The 16,577-nt window shown below is 66.4% G+C and carries 14 protein-coding genes and 1 tRNA gene; 12 read left to right on the top strand and 3 right to left on the bottom strand.

Features of this window, described 5'->3' with window-relative positions; genetic code table 11:
* The 3 genes from EII34_RS00750 to EII34_RS00760 form a co-directional block, all read right to left on the bottom strand.
* Nucleotides 1-3,708, bottom strand: a complete 3,708-nt coding sequence (locus EII34_RS00750) for a multifunctional oxoglutarate decarboxylase/oxoglutarate dehydrogenase thiamine pyrophosphate-binding subunit/dihydrolipoyllysine-residue succinyltransferase subunit (RefSeq protein ID WP_124841774.1) — start codon at nucleotides 3,706-3,708, stop codon at nucleotides 1-3.
* Nucleotides 3,709-3,789: 81 nt separating this feature from the next.
* Nucleotides 3,790-5,268 (bottom strand): glycosyltransferase family 87 protein, encoded by a 1,479-nt coding sequence (locus EII34_RS00755; RefSeq protein WP_124841776.1) that lies wholly within the window; start codon nucleotides 5,266-5,268, stop codon nucleotides 3,790-3,792.
* Between the two features lie 48 nt (nucleotides 5,269-5,316).
* Nucleotides 5,317-5,388, bottom strand: a tRNA-Arg gene (locus EII34_RS00760).
* A 112-nt stretch (nucleotides 5,389-5,500) separates the two neighbouring features.
* Between EII34_RS00760 and lysA the strand changes: the two genes are divergently transcribed.
* From lysA to atpB, 12 genes are all read left to right on the top strand, one after another.
* Nucleotides 5,501-6,904: a diaminopimelate decarboxylase gene (gene lysA, locus EII34_RS00765; RefSeq protein WP_124841778.1), complete on the top strand. Its 1,404-nt coding sequence runs from the start codon at nucleotides 5,501-5,503 to the stop codon at nucleotides 6,902-6,904.
* Entirely contained in the window at nucleotides 6,901-8,220 is a 1,320-nt protein-coding gene (locus tag EII34_RS00770) for a homoserine dehydrogenase (protein ID WP_185711102.1), read from the top strand. The genes lysA and EII34_RS00770 overlap by 4 nt, the downstream gene beginning before the upstream one ends.
* Nucleotides 8,217-9,104: a homoserine kinase gene (gene thrB, locus EII34_RS00775; RefSeq protein ID WP_124841782.1), complete on the top strand. Its 888-nt coding sequence runs from the start codon at nucleotides 8,217-8,219 to the stop codon at nucleotides 9,102-9,104. The genes EII34_RS00770 and thrB overlap by 4 nt, the downstream gene beginning before the upstream one ends.
* 179 nt (nucleotides 9,105-9,283) lie before the next feature.
* Entirely contained in the window at nucleotides 9,284-11,026 is a 1,743-nt protein-coding gene (rho, locus tag EII34_RS00780) for a transcription termination factor Rho (protein ID WP_124841784.1), read from the top strand.
* 110 nt (nucleotides 11,027-11,136) lie between these two features.
* Nucleotides 11,137-11,346 (top strand): 50S ribosomal protein L31, encoded by a 210-nt coding sequence (gene rpmE, locus EII34_RS00785; protein WP_124841785.1) that lies wholly within the window; start codon nucleotides 11,137-11,139, stop codon nucleotides 11,344-11,346.
* Between the two features lie 9 nt (nucleotides 11,347-11,355).
* Nucleotides 11,356-12,420, top strand: a complete 1,065-nt coding sequence (gene prfA, locus EII34_RS00790) for a peptide chain release factor 1 (RefSeq protein WP_124841787.1) — start codon at nucleotides 11,356-11,358, stop codon at nucleotides 12,418-12,420.
* Between the two features lie 10 nt (nucleotides 12,421-12,430).
* Nucleotides 12,431-13,273: a peptide chain release factor N(5)-glutamine methyltransferase gene (prmC, locus tag EII34_RS00795; RefSeq protein ID WP_124841789.1), complete on the top strand. Its 843-nt coding sequence runs from the start codon at nucleotides 12,431-12,433 to the stop codon at nucleotides 13,271-13,273.
* Nucleotides 13,270-13,923: an L-threonylcarbamoyladenylate synthase gene (locus tag EII34_RS00800; protein ID WP_124841791.1), complete on the top strand. Its 654-nt coding sequence runs from the start codon at nucleotides 13,270-13,272 to the stop codon at nucleotides 13,921-13,923. Before prmC ends, EII34_RS00800 begins: the two co-directional genes overlap by 4 nt.
* Nucleotides 13,923-15,035 (top strand): MraY family glycosyltransferase, encoded by a 1,113-nt coding sequence (locus EII34_RS00805; RefSeq protein ID WP_124841793.1) that lies wholly within the window; start codon nucleotides 13,923-13,925, stop codon nucleotides 15,033-15,035. The genes EII34_RS00800 and EII34_RS00805 overlap by 1 nt, the downstream gene beginning before the upstream one ends.
* Entirely contained in the window at nucleotides 15,025-15,462 is a 438-nt protein-coding gene (locus EII34_RS00810; protein ID WP_124841795.1) for a hypothetical protein, read from the top strand. The genes EII34_RS00805 and EII34_RS00810 overlap by 11 nt, the downstream gene beginning before the upstream one ends.
* A gap of 61 nt (nucleotides 15,463-15,523) precedes the next feature.
* The gene (locus tag EII34_RS00815; RefSeq protein WP_124841797.1) at nucleotides 15,524-15,748 is read left to right on the top strand and encodes a hypothetical protein; all 225 of its coding nucleotides are present in this window, start codon (nucleotides 15,524-15,526) and stop codon (nucleotides 15,746-15,748) included.
* Entirely contained in the window at nucleotides 15,745-16,548 is an 804-nt protein-coding gene (gene atpB, locus EII34_RS00820; protein ID WP_395858052.1) for a F0F1 ATP synthase subunit A, read from the top strand. Before EII34_RS00815 ends, atpB begins: the two co-directional genes overlap by 4 nt.
* Nucleotides 16,549-16,577: the final 29 nt, after the last annotated feature.

The following is a 16,577-nucleotide window of genomic DNA, read 5'->3' on the forward strand; positions in this document are numbered from 1 at the left end:
TCACTCCTCGAATGCGGTGTTCAGCAGGGCCTCGCTCTGCTGCTGATGGACCTTCAGGGAGCCGACCGAGGGAGCCGACGACCACGGCCTGGCCACCCGTCGCATGTTCAGTCTCAGCTCGGAGTGCTGTGCGACGGCGTTCGGCAGATGGACGGAGATGAACGGCCACGCTCCCTGGTTGGCAGGTTCGTCCTGGACGAAACGGATGTCGGTGACGTGACGGTAACGCTCCAACACCCTGGCCATCTCCTCGCCCGGCAGCGGGTAGAGGCGTTCGAGGGCGATGATGGCCACCTGGCCGTCCAGGCCGAGCTTCTCGCGTCTGGCCACCAGCTCCCAGCGGATCTTGCCGGAACAGACCAGCAGGCGTGTCACCCGCGCCGGATCCGTGATGGTCGGATCATCCAGGACCGGTTCCCACCTGCCGGAGGTGAAGTCGTCAGGCATCGAGGACGCGGCCTTGGCGCGCAGCATGGACTTCGGGGTGGCGATGACCACGGGGCGGTGCCAGTTGACGTAGGCGTGTTGACGCAGCAGGTGGAAGTAGCTGGCCGCGGTCGAGGGCTGACACACCGCCAGTGCGTTCTCGGCGCAGAGCTGGAGCCAACGTTCGATCCTGGCCGAGCTGTGGTCCGGCCCCTGGCCCTCGAAGCCGTGGGGCAGCAGCAGCACCACCCCTGACTTCTGTGACCACTTGGCCTCACCCGAGGCGACGAACTCGTCGGCGATGGTCTGGGCCCCGTTGGCGAAGTCACCGAACTGGGCCTCCCAGAGCACGAGTGCGTCGGGCCGGGCCACCGAGTAGCCGTACTCGAACCCGAGGACCGCGTACTCGCTGAGCAGTGAGTCGAACACGTCGAAGGTTCCCTGGTCGTCGCTGAGGTGCTTCAACGGCACCCAGGCCTCATTGGTGACCCGATCGACGATGGCTGCGAAACGTTGCGAGAAGGTGCCCCGTCGTGAGTCCTGGCCGGTCAACCGCACCGGACGACCCTCCATCAACAGCGAGCCGATGGCGAGCAGCTCGGCGGTGGCCCAGTCGATCGGGCCCTCGAGGATCTGCTCGGCGCGACGTTCCAACTGGGGCATCACCTTCGGGTGCGGTGTGAACCCCTCGGGCAACCGGGTGTGGACCTCACTGATGCGATGCATCATCTCCGGGGTGATCTCGGTGAGGCGACGCTCCGGTTTGGTGGGGTAGTAGGGAACCCGGGTGTAGTCCTCCGAGACCTTCCCGGAGCTCTTCGCCTCTCGTACCACCTTGAACACGTTCTCCAGGCGGTTCCGGAACGCGTTCATCACGTTCTCGGCGTCGGTGACGGAGATGTCACCGCGTCCGATGAGGGCCTCGGTGTAGAGCCGACGCACAGAGCGCTTCTGCTCGATGAGGTCGTACATCTTCGGTTGGGTGAAGCTCGGGTCATCCCCCTCGTTGTGACCACGACGGCGGTAGCACACCAGGTCGATCACGACGTCCTTGTGGAACTTCTCGCGGTAGGCGAAGGCGATGCGGGCGGCCCGGATGCAGGAGTCGGGGTCGTCCCCGTTGACGTGCATCACGGGGGCTGAGATGGCCTTGGCCACATCGGTGCAGTAGGTGGAGGTGCGGGACTCGACCGGTGCGGTGGTGAAGCCGACCTGGTTGTTGACCACGATGTGGATCGTTCCGCCGGTCTTGTAGCCGCGCAGCTGGCTCATCTGGAGGGTCTCGAGCACCACGCCCTGACCGGAGAAGGAGGCATCGCCGTGGAGCAGTACCGGCAGGACCGCGAAGTCGTCGCCGCCCAGCATGTCCTGCTTGGCCCGGGTGATGCCCTCCAGGACCGGGTTGACGGCCTCGAGGTGGGAGGGATTCGCGGCGACGGAGGTCTTGATGGTGGAGCCGTTGCTGGCCACGAATTCGCCCTCGGCACCCAGGTGGTACTTGACGTCACCGGTGCCGGAGACGTCGATCGTGCCGTCGAACTCCTGGAAGATCTGGCCGTAGTGCTTGCCGATGATGTTGGTGAGCACGTTGAGGCGGCCGCGGTGGGGCATCCCGATGCAGACCTCGTCCAGTCCCTCGGAAGCGGCCTGCTGGCAGACCTCGTCGAGGAGGACGATGACGGATTCGCCGCCCTCGAGGGAGAACCTCTTCTGACCGACGAACTTGGTCTGCAGGAAGGTCTCGAACACCTCGGCCTCGTTGAGCTTGTCGAGGGCGTGCATGTGCTCCTCATGGGTGAGCGACTGCCGGGGCACCTCGATCCGCTCCTGGAACCACTCGCGCTGCCGGGGATCAGCGATGTACATGTACTCGTAGGCGACCGTGCGGCAGTACGAGTTCTGCAGGATCTGCAGGATCTCCCGGAGCGTGAGGTAGGAGCGTTTCTGGGCCCCGAAGGTGCCGACGGCGAACTCGCGGTCCAGGTCCCAGATGGACAACCCGTGGGTCTCCAGCCGGAGATCCTCGTGGGCCCGCTGCCGATACTCCAGCGGATCGGTGTCGGCGACGAGATGTCCGACCGTGCGGTAGGCGTTGATCAACTCGAGCACCCGACCCTGCTTGCTCACCTGACTCGCCCGGTGGGCGGAGACGTCCTGGCTCCACCGCAGCGGTTCGTAGGGGATGCGCAGTGCCTCGAAGATCTTGTCGTAGAAACCGTCGGCACCGAGCAGGAGCTCGTGCATCACCTTGAGGAACTCACCCGACTGGGCGCCCTGGATGACCCGGTGGTCGTAGGTGGAGGTCAAGGTGGTGACCTTCGAGATGCCGAGATCGGTGATGCGCGAGATCGAGGTCCCCTGGAACTCGGCCGGGTAGTCGATGTTGCCGACCCCCAGGATCATCCCCTGCCCGTTCATCAGGCGTGGTACCGAGTGGTTGGTGCCGATCCCGCCCGGATTGGTGATGGTGGCCGTGGTTCCCGCGAAGTCGGCCACGGTCAGCTCCCCCTTGCGGGCACGCGCGACGACCTTCTCGTAGTCGGACCAGAACTGGGCGAAGTTCAACCGCTCGCAGCCCTTGATGTTCGGCACCAGGAGCTGTCTGGTGCCGTCGGCCTTCTTCAGGTCGATGGCGATCCCGAGGTTGATGGCGGGATTCTCGATCAGTGTCGGTCTGCCGTCGATGAGGTCGTAGGCGTTGTTCATCGCGGGAACCGCCTTGAGCGCCTGCACCATCGCGTAGGCGATGACATGCGTGAAACTGACCTTGCCGCCCTTGGACGTGGTGAGGAAGTTGTTGATCTGGATCCGCTGGTCGATGACGAGCTTCATCGGCACCGAACGTACCGAGGTGGCGGTGGGGACACTCAGGGAGGCGTCCATGTTCTTGGCGGTGCGCATGGGGGCACCGCGCAGCACCGTCAGCCTCGGTTCCACCGTGGTCGCCTCGTCCCGGACCGAAGGATTCGGGGCGTTCGCCGACAGTCCGGCACCGGTTCCGGGTGAGGCTGGCGTCTCGGTCGTGGGGGCCGCCTTCGACTCGACCCTGGGTTGGCTGTTCTCCGGGCGTGTCGTCCGCTCCTTCGGGACGGGTCGGGCGGTGCCGGGAGCGGTTGACTGCGCTGGTCGCGCAGCAGGTTTCTCCGGGGTGGTCTTGGCCTCCGCGAAGAACCGCTGCCAGGACACGTCGACGGAGGTTGGGTCCTTCTCCCACCTCTCGCGCATCTCGTCAATCAGCCAGGAGTTCGCTCCGAATGCTTCATTGGAGTCAGGATTTGACATCTTTGCCCGCGGCGCTAGCCACTTTCCCCTTACGTGAGAGTGATGGAACACAGGCGAGAGCCTCTTCGCCCAGCCGTCAGCTTAGCGAAACTTTTCCGACGCGGCGGTGGCGCGCCAGGCGAGTCCCCCCACCAGTCCGAGCAGGAGCATCAGGAGCAGGTTGCGCCCCACCAGGGAGGCGATCTCCGGACCGCTCGGACTTGGGACGGCCATGATGCCCTGGGCTCCCCAGGGGTAGGTGTGATGGGTGAGGACCGCCACCGCGAGCATCAGAGCCGATGCGACCAGCAGGGGGCGCTTCAGCCAACCCGCCGTCGGCAGGGCAAGACAGGCCGCCAACGGGCCGGCCAGCCACTGGACGTACTGCGGGGACAGCGTCTTGTTCGCGATGATCGTCGCCAGGACGATCGCCAGGACACTCAGCAGCACCGCCTGGGTGTGCCGGGAGGAGTTGCTGGGCACGTTGCGGAACAGCCGCCACGTCAGCAGGAGGGTCAACACGACGGAACCCAGCGTGAGCAGGGTGGAGACCCGCAGCAGGTGTTCCGTCGCCGGCCCGAACAGCTCGATGGCGTTGTAGGGACTCAGTTCCAGCGACCAACTGGTGTCATCGGTCCAGGCACGCAGCACGTGGATCGGGGTGGCGGGGATCGACTCGATCTGCAGCCCGCGGTCGGACTGCCAGGCGATGGGGGAGACGGAACGCGACCACCCCCCGAAGGCCAGGGAGGCGAGTCCCAGCAGTCCTCCCAGGGTGATGAAGCCGAGCAGGCGGGACCGGGCCCTGCCCCGGACCTGGGGATCGGACGAGGACATCGGGAGGATCAGGAGGGCAGGCCACAGCTTGATGGCGGCACCGAACCCGACGAGGGCACCCGAGGTGAACGGATGGCGGGTCAGCCACAGACAGGCCAGGGCGACGGCGGCCGCGGTGAGGATGTCGAACCGGAACCACACGATCGGTCCACAGGCGCCGATGAAGAGGATCCAGAACAGTGCCGCACGTACCGATCCGTGTCGGTGCAGCAGTACCGCGACGAGGGCGTCGAGCAGCAGCATCGTGAGGGCGAACAGGGGCAACCAGGTGTTGAAGGCACTCGCCCGGGTGGGCAGGGCTGCGAAGAACCACAGGGCCAGGGCGGCCAGGAGCAGCAGCAGTGTGGACCAGCTGGCTGCGCGAGGTCGTCGTCGCGCCCGCAGCAGGGCGTGGCTGGCCACCGCCGTCACGGCCAGGAAGAGCAGGACCCATGGCAGCCATGGCGGAAGTGTCCCGCCGAGTGTGTAGACCAGTTCCAGGAACCAGACCGCGGGCAACGGGTACTCCGTCATGACCCCGGCACCATCCAGGGCGCTGCGGCAGCGTTCGTGCGACGAGCCGTCGCCCAGCAGGCACCACACCCAGTAGCCGTAGTAGGAGACGTCGTTCTGCACGAAGTCGACCCCGGGCATCCTCCAGAACCAGATGTTGAGCACGCGGGTCGCGAGGAACACACCGATCAGGGTGATGCCCCATCCCAGTCGACGGGTGGGAGAGGTCAGGGATGACGCATCACTGGTCACACCCGGTACCCCCTGCAGATGACCACGCCGGTGCCTCCGGCGGTCCAGCGCCCCCGCGAGGATTCGAACCTCGGCACCCGCCTCCGGAGGGCGGTGCTCTATCCCCTGAGCTACGGGGGCTGAACTCATCGCGTCGTGACGCGACCTGAGAAAGGGTAGCAAATTCGGGAGAAAGTGCCACATGGTGAGTCGTCGCCGTGTCCGGTTGGCGGCTCTGGCACCCTGTTGAGACATGACGCACATGCACATCGCCGGGTCGATCCATGCGGATGTCGCACAGGGCGGGCCGCACTGGCTCACCATGCCCAGCGACCCCATGGCCCTGCAGCACAGGCTGTGGCCGGAGGGAACCGTTCGTGACCGCGAGGGTCGGATCACCGTCGGGGGTCTGCCCCTGACGGAGGTGGCACGCCAGCAGGGAACCCCGGTCTACGTCATCGACGAGGCCGATTTCCGCTCCCGTGCCCGGGCGTTCCGTGACAGTTTCACGGGGTGGCACGTCTACTACGCGGGGAAGGCGTTGCTGACCCGCTCCATCGCACGCTGGGTCGCCGAGGAGGGACTCGGGCTCGACGTCACCACGATGGGGGAGATGCACATCGCGCTCGCCGGGGGCATGCCGGCCGAGCGACTCGGTTTCCACGGCAACAACAAGTCCCTCGACGAGATCCGGTTCGCCCTGGGACAAGGAGTCGGACGTGTCATCGTCGACTCGTTCAACGAGATCGACCGGATCGAGCGGGCCTGTACCGAACTCGGTGCCGTGGCCAGGGTGCTGGTGCGGGTCACCACCGGGGTCGAGGCCCACACCCACGAGTACATCGCCACGGCCCACGAGGATCAGAAGTTCGGTCTGTCGATCCTCGGTGGCCACGCTCTGGCGGCATTGGTGCGGTGTCAGTCGTCGCCCCACATGGAGCTTCGGGGCATCCACTCCCACATCGGTTCCCAGATCTTCGAGACCCATGGCTTCGAGGTGGCGATCCGTCGCACCCTGCGGCTGGCCGAACAGTTCCGTGCAGCGACCGGGGTCGAGCTGGCCGAACTCGACCTGGGGGGTGGGTTCGGGATCGCCTACACCGAGGCCGACTCCCCGAAGACCACGGCCGAACTCGCACAGGCCTTCGAGGAGATCCTCGACCATGAGTGCCGGGGCTTCCAGATGGCGCGTCCCCAGCTCAGCATCGAGCCCGGACGTGCCATCTGCGGGCCTTCCGGGGTCGCGCTCTACGAGGTCGGCACGGTCAAGGTGGTCGAGCTCGAGAACGGGCGGAGTCGCACCTATGTCTCCGTCGACGGTGGGATGAGTGACAACATCCGTCCTGCCCTGTACGCGGCCGAGTACTCATGCGCGCTGGCCAACCGCAGCAGCGACGCCGAGCCGGTGCTCAGCCGGGTCGTCGGCAAGCACTGCGAAGGGGGCGACATCCTGATCCGTGACGTCTTCCTGCCACGCGACATCGCACCGGGGGACCTCATCGCGGTTCCCGGCGCAGGAGCGTATTGCCGGTCCATGGCGAGCAACTACAATCAGCTTCCGAAACCGCCCCTGGTGGCGGTGGCCGAGGGGGCGGTGCGCACGTTGCTGCGTCGCGAGACCCTCGATGACATGATGCGTCTGGACGTAGGGGAGTGAGCATGACGGAGGACACGGCGCCGCTGAAGGTGGCGCTGCTGGGTGCAGGGGTGGTCGGCTCGCAGGTGGCGAGGATCATCACCAGCGAGGCCGAGCAGCTTCGGCAACGGATCGGTCGCCCCCTGGAGCTGGTCGGCATCGGGGTGCGTCGCCCCGACACCGAACGTCCCGGCATCGATTCCGCCCTGTTCACCACGGATGTCCACGCCCTGGTGCAGCGCGGTGATCTCGATCTCGTCATCGAGGTCATCGGTGGGATCGAGCCGGCGGCGACCCTGCTGACCGAGGCGATGAACGCCGGTGCCTCCGTCATCACCGCGAACAAGGCCCTGCTGGCCGAACAGGTCGCGCAACTGAGCACGACGGCCCGGGCGAACGAGGTCGACCTCTACTACGAGGCCGCCGTGGCCGGGGCCATCCCGATCATCAGACCACTGCGGGAATCCCTCGTGGGTGACGAGATCCGCGCCGTGATGGGCATCGTCAACGGCACCACCAACTACATCCTCGACCAGATGACCACCAACCACCTGAGCTTCGACGTGGCACTGGAACAGGCGCAGGCGTTCGGTTTCGCGGAGGCGGATCCCACCGCCGATGTCGAGGGGCACGACGCCGCCGCCAAGGCGGCGATCCTGGCCGGGTTGGCCTTCCACACCTCCGTGAACCGTTCCGAGGTCTTCTGCGAGGGGATCTCGAACGTCACCCAGGCAGACATCGTCGCAGCCGACCAGATGGGGTGCGTCATCAAGTTGCTGGCGGTGGCGAAACTGACCGATGACGACCGGGTCATCGTGAAGGTCCACCCGGCGATGGTGCCGAAGACCCACCCACTGGCCTCGGTCTCGGGGGCCTACAACGCGATCTTCGTCGAATCGGTCGAGGCCGGCCAGCTGATGTTCCTCGGTCAGGGGGCAGGTGGGGCTCCGACGGCATCGGCCGTGATGGGGGATGTCGTGACGGTGGCGCGCAACCGGGTCCGCGGCACCGCCAGTCACCTGGGGACCGGGTACACCAAGCGTGGTGTGGCTCCCATCGGTGAGGCGACGAGCCGTTACTACATCCGGTTCCAGGTTCAGGACAAGCCGGGGGTGCTGGCCAAGTGCGCGACGATCTTCGGCAACAACCGGGTCTCGTTGCAGACCTGTCAGCAGTCCTACCTCGAAGGCCTGGGACGCACCGACGGCTTCACGGCGAGTCTCAACTTCATGACCCACGAGGCCCGCGAGTCCGATCTGCAGGCGGTCATCGAGGAGCTGCGCGGCTCGAGCTTCGTCGGTGATGACATCAAGTACATGCGCATCGAGGGCAGATGAGGCTGAGGGTCCGGGTCCCGGCGACCACGGCGAACCTGGGATCCGGTTTCGACTGCGTCGGGTTGGCCGTCGACTGGTATGACGACCTGACGCTCGAGGTCCAGGACACCCCGGGGGTGGTGATCGAGGTCACCGGTGAAGGGGCTGGAGAGGTTCCACGGGACGGGAGCCACCTCGTGATCTCGACGATCCGGCACTGCCTGGAGCTGTGGCAGGTCCCGGTCCCCGTCGGGCTGAGGCTCAGCGCCCACAACACCATCCCGCACTCCCGTGGGCTGGGGTCCTCAGCGGCGGCGATCGCGGCAGGATGCGCCCTGGCCCACGGTCTGGCCTGGCCGAACCGGGAGCTGGACCTGCAGGAGGTGGCACGGGTCGCCTGCTTGCTCGAGGGGCATCCCGACAACGCGGGTGCGGCGGTGTGGGGAGGGGCGGTGCTCGCCTGGATCAGCGGTGACCGGGTGGAGGTGATCCGGCTCGAACCGGCCGAGGGGCTCCGCTGCATTGCCTTCGTCCCCGCCCTCGAGGTTCCCACGTCGGGGGCGAGAGGTGTGCTGCCGGAGGCGGTTCCCAGGAGTGACGCCGTTGCCCAGGCGATCCGGGCAGCCATCCTGCCGAAGGCACTGGAACGGCGTCCTGACCTGCTGCTCGAGGCCACCTCCGATCGGCTGCACCAGCTCCAGCGAGCACCGTTGATGCCCGAGTCCTGGGAGTTGATGAACCGGCTGCGTGACTCAGGTGTCCCTGCCACGATCTCCGGGGCGGGGCCGACGGTGTTCGCCCTCGGGCTGTCGGAGCAGCTGGCCGGAGCTGCCGCGCTCACGCATGATGGTTTCGAACGACACGATCTCGGGATCGGCACGGGCATCAGCATGTCGATCCGGTGAGTCGTCCTCCTCGTGAGTGGTCGGAGTGGCAGGGCACACGTAATTGTGTGCTAAACTCGATGTCGTCATCTGTAGCGCAGGTGGAATGTCTGCCACCGAGAACCGCATAGTGACCTCATCGCAACCGGGACCTCAGTTCTGCATTTTCCCGGCGTCCAGAAATTTTGGAAAGGCACTCCGTGACCGAATCCGGCACCAACACCCTGGCGGGCCTGAAACTCACCGAGCTCAAGAAAATGGCCTCGGACATGGGACTCAAGGGCATCTCCACCATGCGCAAGGGCGACCTCATCGAGGCCATCACCACCCATGCCCGTCCTGTGCGCAGGGCCTCGGCGGATCGCCCGAAGAGCCCCCAGCCCCCACGGGCCGAGCAGCCTGAACTGCCTCGGGCCAAGGCCACGGAGGCCCAGCCGACCGAACGCCCTGAGTCGACGAAGCGGGCCGAGAAACCGCGAACGAAGGAGGATCAGGCGGAACAGTCCGCCCCCGACAACGCGAGCGAGGCACCTCGCAACCGACGGCGCAGGGATCGCAACCGGGATCGCGACAAGGCCTCCCAGGAGGCCACGAACGAGGAGGTGGGTGAGCGACTGGCGTTGGCACTGGGGCAGCCCGCCGCGCCTTTGTCGCTGCCCCCGGCGAGTTCGGGTGCCAACCGCTTCGAGGAGGAGGGGGAGGGAGGCCGTCGCAGCCGTCGTCGTCGCAACCGCGACCGGCAGAACCGGCGCAACCGTGGCACGGCAGGATTCGACCGGTTCGACTCCGAGCCCACCGTGGCCGAGGACGATGTGTTGGCGGCCGTCTCCGGGATCGTCGACATCCTCGACAACTATGCCTTCGTCCGGACCACCGGCTATCTTCCCGGCCCGAACGACGCCTACCTGCCGTTGCCGGTGGTACGTCGGTACGGACTGCGGCGCGGCGACGTGATCGTCGGCGCGATCCGCACACCACGCGAGGGGGAACGCAAGGAGAAGTACAACCCCCTGGTGCGGATCGACTCCATCAACGGTGACGACCCGGAGAAGGCCAAGGGACGTCCCGATTTCGCGAAGCTGACCCCGCTCTACCCGCAGGAGAAGCTGCGTCTCGAGACGGTGGGCACCCAGCTCACCGGTCGGGTGATCGATCTGGTGGCTCCCATCGGCAAGGGACAGCGTGGCCTCATCGTGTCCCCGCCCAAGGCGGGCAAGACGATGGTGATGCAGAACATCGCCAACGCGATCGCCGCGAACAACCCCGAGGTGCACCTCATGGTGGTGCTGGTGGACGAACGTCCCGAGGAGGTCACCGACTTCCAGCGCACCGTCTCCGGTGAGGTCATCGCATCCACCTTCGACCGCCCGGCCGAGGATCACACCGTGGTTGCGGAGCTCGCCATCGAGCGCGCCAAGCGGCTCGTCGAGCTGGGGCATGACGTGGTGGTGCTGCTCGACGGCATCACCCGCCTCGGCCGTGCCTACAACCTTGCCGCTCCCGCCTCCGGTCGGATCCTCTCCGGTGGCGTCGACTCGGCTGCCCTGTACCCGCCGAAGAAGTTCTTCGGTGCTGCCCGCAACATCGAGAACGGTGGGTCCCTCACGATTCTGGCCACCGCCCTGATCGAGACCGGGTCCCGGATGGACGAGGTGATCTTCGAGGAGTTCAAGGGCACCGGCAACATGGAGCTCAGACTGGCCAGGCAGCTCGCCGACAAGCGTATCTTCCCCGCCATCGACGTGGACGCCTCCGGCACCCGGCGGGAGGACCTGCTGCTCGGACGCGACGAGCTGAACATCATCTGGAAGCTGCGCCGGGCGCTGTCCGGCCTGGATGACCAGGCCGCCCTGGAGACCCTGCTCGCCAGGATGCGCAAGACGCAGAACAACCACGAGTTCCTGCTCAGCGTCCTGAAGACCACCCCGGCCCAGGACGGCTGAGGTTTGGCTGCCGGCCTACTGGCTGGCACAATTGAATCTTGTGCCGGTTCACGCTGACATCACGCGATGACGTGAGGGCGACCCGGGGAAACCACGAACAGGAGAAGACCATGAAGCAGGGAATCCATCCCGACTACGTCGAGACCGAGGTGCACTGCACCTGCGGCAACCGTTTCACCACCCGCAGCACCGCCGTCAAGGGTTCCTTGAGCGCGGACGTGTGCGCCGAGTGCCACCCGTTCTACACCGGCAAGCAGAAGATCCTGGACACCGGTGGTCGCGTTGCTCGTTTCGAGCGGATGTACGCCAAGAAGAAGTGACCCTGCCAAGTGTTCGAGTCCGCAGCGCCCCTGGTCGATGAATTCGACCGGTTGGAGGTGCAATTGGCGGATCCCGCCACCCACGCCGACCCGGTGCTGATGCGCCGGGTCGGTCGCCGTTATGCCTCCCTCAAACCCATCGTCGAGGCACTCGCCAGTCACCGGGAGACAGCCGCCGACCTCGAGGCCGCGGAGGAACTCAGCCTGAGCGACGACTCCTTCGCGGAGGAGGCCGAGACCCTGCGGCAGCGACTCGCGGGGATCACCGCCAGACTGACCCGGTTGTTGGCGCCACGTGACCCGAATGACGACGCGGATGCCATCCTGGAGATCAAGTCGGGGGAGGGCGGTGAGGAGTCCGCACTGTTCGCCGGTGACCTGTTGCGCATGTATCAACGTCACGCCGAGTCGGTCGGGTGGAACGTCGAGGTGCTGGATGCGCAGGGCACGGATCTCGGTGGCTTCAAGTCCGTCACCATCGCCGTCAAGGGAACGGCCATCGAAGGGGTGGGTCCCTACGGCCGACTGAAGTTCGAGGGTGGGGTCCACCGTGTGCAGCGGGTTCCCGTCACCGAGACCCAGGGGCGCATCCACACCTCGGCCGTGGGGGTGCTGGTCGCACCGGACGTCGAGGCCGAGGAACTGCAGATCAACGACCAGGATCTGCGCATCGACGTCTTCCGTGCCTCTGGACCCGGCGGGCAAGGAGTCAACACCACCGATTCCGCGGTGCGCATCACGCACCTGCCCTCCGGGGTCGTCGTCAGCTGTCAGAACGAACGTTCACAGCTGCAGAACCGCGAACAGGCACTCAGGATGCTGCGTGCCCGTCTGGCGGCGGTCGCGGCCGCGGAGGCCGCGGAGGCGGCTTCGGCGGCCCGCAGGTCCCAGGTGAGGACCGTCGACCGCTCTGAACGGATCCGGACCTACAACTTCCCCGAGAACCGGTTCGTGGACCATCGGATCGGTTTCAAGGCCCACAACCTGGACCTGGTGCTGCAGGGGACACTCATCCCCGTGCTCGACGCCCTCGCGGAGGCCGATCTCGCCGAGCGTCTCGCCGGAAACGCCTAGGGAGGTTCTGATGCGCGCCTGGGACGTCGTGCTCGAGGTCACAGAACAGCTCGCGGCTGCTCGGGTCACCAGCCCCGCGGCAGATGCCCGCTGGCTGGTCTGTCACGCCTTGGACTGCGAGGCCTCGGCGTTGATCTCGCGAGACGTCGACCCCGCCGTCCGGGAGCGGGTGACGCACCTGGTGGCGCGACGGATCGCAGGTGAGCCGGTGCAGCACATCACTGGTTCGGCCGCGTTCCGCCACGAGACGCTGGCGGTCGGGCCAGGGGTCTTCATCCCCCGACCGGAGACCGAGCTGCTGGTGGATGAGGTGCTGTCCTTCCTCGGTGCGCATCCGGAGGCCCATCGGGTCGTGGAACTGTGTGGGGGTTCCGGTGCCATCACCCGCAGTCTCGCGATGGAACGTGGCGGGCTCGAGCTGCACGTGGTGGAACGTTCAGCACAGGCCTGGCCCTGGTTGCTGCGCAACCTGGACGGTCTCGACGTGGACTGCCGTCTGGGCGACATGGCGGAGGAGTTCCACGATCTCGACTCCCAGGTCGACGTCGTCGTGGCCAACCCTCCCTACGTCCCTGAGCGGGTGCGTCATCTGCTGCCCCCTGAGGTGTCACGTGATCCGGATGAGGCACTCTTCGCAGGTCAGGACGGACTCAGTGCCCTCGAGGTGGTGCGTGAGGTGGCCGGCCGCCTGCTCCGTGACGGGGGGCTGGTGGCGGTGGAACACGACGAGTCGCACGCGCGAGAGGTGCGGTCGCTGTTCGGCCCCCCGGAGTTCACCGGGGCCCGCACACTGCCGGACCTCACGGGCCGCCCCCGACACTGCCTCGCCCGACGTGGCAGGATGGTCGGGTGAACGAAACCGGCTCCCAGATGTTCTCATTGGTGACGGAGAAGGAGGCGGCCCTCGAGGTGGCCCGTCGTGCCGTCCTCCAAGGACAGTGCGTGGTGTTTCCCACCGACACGGTCTACGGTGTCGGGGCAGGTGCCTTCGACCCCGAGGCCGTCGCTCGGCTGCTCGCCGCGAAACGACGTGGCCGTGACATGCCGGCCCCGGTCCTCATCGCTGAGGCCTCCATGGTTCGGGCCCTGACCGATGAGCTGCCGGAGGCGGCCAAGGCCCTGGTGGATCGGTTCTGGCCGGGAGCGCTGACCGTGATCCTGCCCGCTCAACGAGCCCTGAGACTGGACCTCGGTGACACCGAGGGGACCGTCGCGGTCCGGGTGCCGGACCATGAGGGTGCCCGCGACCTGCTGCGTCGAACCGGCCCGTTGGCCGTGAGCTCGGCCAACCTCTCGGGGGAACCTGCCGCGACGACCGCTGAGGCTGCCCGAGACATGCTCGGTGATGCCGTCGCCGTCTACCTCGACGGGGGAGAGGCCCCAGGAGGTGCCCCCTCCACCATCGTCGACTTCACCGTGCAGGAGGTCGGGCGGGTCCTGCGCCCGGGAGCGATCGGCATCGAGGAACTGCGTGAGGTCGCCCCGGGGATCCAGGCTGACTGATGCGCGAGTACCTGCTGGTCCTGCTCGTGGCGGCGGCCTCGACGTATCTGTTCGCAGGGTTGTGCCGCGAACTCGCCATGCGTTGGGGGGTACTGGCCCAGGTCCGCACCCGTGACGTCCACACCCGGCCCGTCCCGTACTTCGGGGGCATCGCGATGCTCGGTGGATTCGCTGTCAGCATGCTGCTCGCGCTCCAGATGCCCTTCCTGTCCCGGTTGGCGACCGTTGGCCACGACGCAGGGGTGGTGCTCGCCGCAGGTGGGGTGATCTGTCTCGTCGGTGTGCTCGATGACAAGTACGACCTCCCGGCGTTGGTGAAGTTCGGTGGGCAGGTGCTGGCGGCCGGGATCGCCGTGCTGGGTGGGGTGAAGATCTTCTGGATCCCGCTGCCCAACGCCGTCATCAGTCTTGATGACGCCACATCCGTCCTCATCACCGTGTTCTTCATCGCGATGTGTGTCAACGCGGTCAACTTCGTCGACGGGTTGGACGGGTTGGCGGCGGGGGTGGTCGCGATCGGTGCGGGTGCCTTCTTCGCCTACTCCTACGTGCTCGCCTATGAACAGGAACTGAGCCGGGCCACCACCGCGAGCCTGCTGACCGCGGCCACCGTCGGCATCTGCCTCGGCTTCCTCGGGCACAACTTCCAGCCGGCCAGGATGTTCATGGGGGACTCCGGGGCGATGCTGCTGGGCCTGCTCATGGCGATGAGTGCCATCTCGTTCACCGGCCAGGTGGATCCGAGCGCTCTCAGTGACCGGCCTGGGGACGTGTGGCCGGCGGTGCTGCCGATCCTGCTGCCGTTCGCCACCCTGTTCCTCCCCATGGCCGACCTGGTTCTCGCCTACATCCGCCGTACCGCGCGTGGGCAGCACTGGTTCGTGCCCGACAAGCAGCACCTCCACCATCGGCTGATGGCGCGCGGCCACAGCCACCGTGGAGCCGTGGTGATCCTCTACGCCTGGACCTTCACCGTCGCCGGTGGCCTGGTGTGCACCGTGTTGTTGAACCATCCCGCGACGTGGTGGTTGCTGGCTGCGGGGGTCGTCACCCTGCTGGTGCTGACCCTGATGCCGGGCGGACGTGCCAGGAGTGACTCCCGTGCGCGGTGAGCACCGGGTCACGGGCGCGACACGCCGGGCCCGACAGATGATGGTCGGTGGGTTGGTCGCCGGTCACGCGCTGGGGATCGTCGTCTGCGGGCTCGCGTTGACCGCAGGAGGTGCCGCACTGGTGGGGGCGCTGCTGGGATTCGCCGCCGTGGTGATCTTCTTCTCCATCGGACAGGCGATCGAGATCGTCGCCTGTGAGCTCGAGCCCGTCCAGGGGATGGCGATCGTGCTGGCCAGCTACGCCATCCGCGTCACCGGAGTGGGGGCCGGGTTGTGGTTCCTGGTGGGACACCCCACGATCGGACCTGCAATCGACCGGTACTGGATGGTCGCAGCCGTGATCGTCACGGTACTGGCCTGGACCAGCGGGGTGGTGGTCACCGCGTCGAGGCAACGCGTGCCCGTCTACGACATCCATGACGACTGAGAGCGGGGCCTGACCACCGGGTGTGTGACAGCGGGATTTTTCCGCTAGGCTCACTCCCGACATGGGCACCAGACCAGAGACCAAGGAGCAGCCCGCGCAGCGTGGCAGTACTGAAGACGGCATGGTCGTGCTCAGTTACATCCTGGCCGGTCTGCTCTTCTACGGAGGGCTCGGCTGGCTGGGAGACCACTACTGGAAGACCTCGTGGTTGCTGCCGCTCGGCCTGATCATCGGCCTGGTGACCAGCATCTACATGATCATCAAGAGATACGGGAGCGGCACGTGATCCCTTGGCTTCTTCCGCTGGAGAGCGGCCATGACGGTGGGTACACCCCCCCCAGTGTCAACGACTTCATCTTCGACACCCCGGTCATCCCCGGTACCCCCATCTGGATGAACAAGCCCTTCTGGCAGGCCGTGATCGGTGCCCTGCTGGTGATCGGTCTGTGGTGGCTTGCCTCACGTCGGCTGCAGGTCAGGCCGACCAAGCGACAGTTCTTCGCCGAGTACGTCTACGAGTTCGTGCGCAACGGTATCGCCCGGGACATCCTCCACCACGACTACCGGAAGTTCCTCCCGTACCTGCTCGGTCTGTTCTCCTTCCTGCTGGTCAACAACTGGTTCGGCGAGTTCTTCCTGTTCATGCTCCCGACCTTCAGCAACGTGGGTTTCGCCTACGGACTGGCCTTCCTGTCCTGGTGTGTCTACGTCGGCGCCGGATTCCACAAGTTCGGGATGGGCTTCCTCAAACGGGCGCTGATTCCTGAGGGGGTACCCGTCTACCTGTTGCCGTTGATCATCCCGCTGGAGTTCCTCGCCACCTTCGTCACCCGCCCCATCACCTTGGCCCTGCGTCTGTTCGCCAACATGTTCGCCGGACACCTCGTGGTGCTGGTCTTCGTGGTCGGTGGCTCCTTCCTGCTCACCTACCAGAACAACCTCATGTTCAACATCTCGGGCGGGGTCTCGGTGCTGTTCAGTTTCGCCATCCTCTTCCTGGAGCTGTTCATCGGTGCACTCCAGGCCTACATCTTCACCGTCCTGACCGCCCAGTACGTGTCCACCTCGATCTCCGAGGCGCACTGACCCAGATCAGACCCCTGGCCAACCCCGGC

It is taken from the genome of Arachnia propionica (assembly GCF_003859805.1).
Classification (GTDB): Bacteria; Actinomycetota; Actinomycetes; order Propionibacteriales; family Propionibacteriaceae; genus Arachnia; species Arachnia propionica_C.

Excerpts from the sequence above, each read along its gene's own strand:
- EII34_RS00750 (WP_124841774.1), bottom strand. The coding sequence starts at position 3,708 with ATGTCAAATCCTGACTCCAATGAAGCATTCGGAGCGAACTCCTGGCTG.
- thrB (WP_124841782.1), top strand. The coding sequence starts at position 8,217 with ATGAGGCTGAGGGTCCGGGTCCCGGCGACCACGGCGAACCTGGGATCC.
- EII34_RS00805 (WP_124841793.1), top strand. The coding sequence starts at position 13,923 with ATGCGCGAGTACCTGCTGGTCCTGCTCGTGGCGGCGGCCTCGACGTAT.
- EII34_RS00815 (WP_124841797.1), top strand. The coding sequence starts at position 15,524 with ATGGGCACCAGACCAGAGACCAAGGAGCAGCCCGCGCAGCGTGGCAGT.
- lysA (WP_124841778.1), top strand. The coding sequence starts at position 5,501 with ATGACGCACATGCACATCGCCGGGTCGATCCATGCGGATGTCGCACAG.
- prmC (WP_124841789.1), top strand. The coding sequence starts at position 12,431 with ATGCGCGCCTGGGACGTCGTGCTCGAGGTCACAGAACAGCTCGCGGCT.
- rpmE (WP_124841785.1), top strand. The coding sequence starts at position 11,137 with ATGAAGCAGGGAATCCATCCCGACTACGTCGAGACCGAGGTGCACTGC.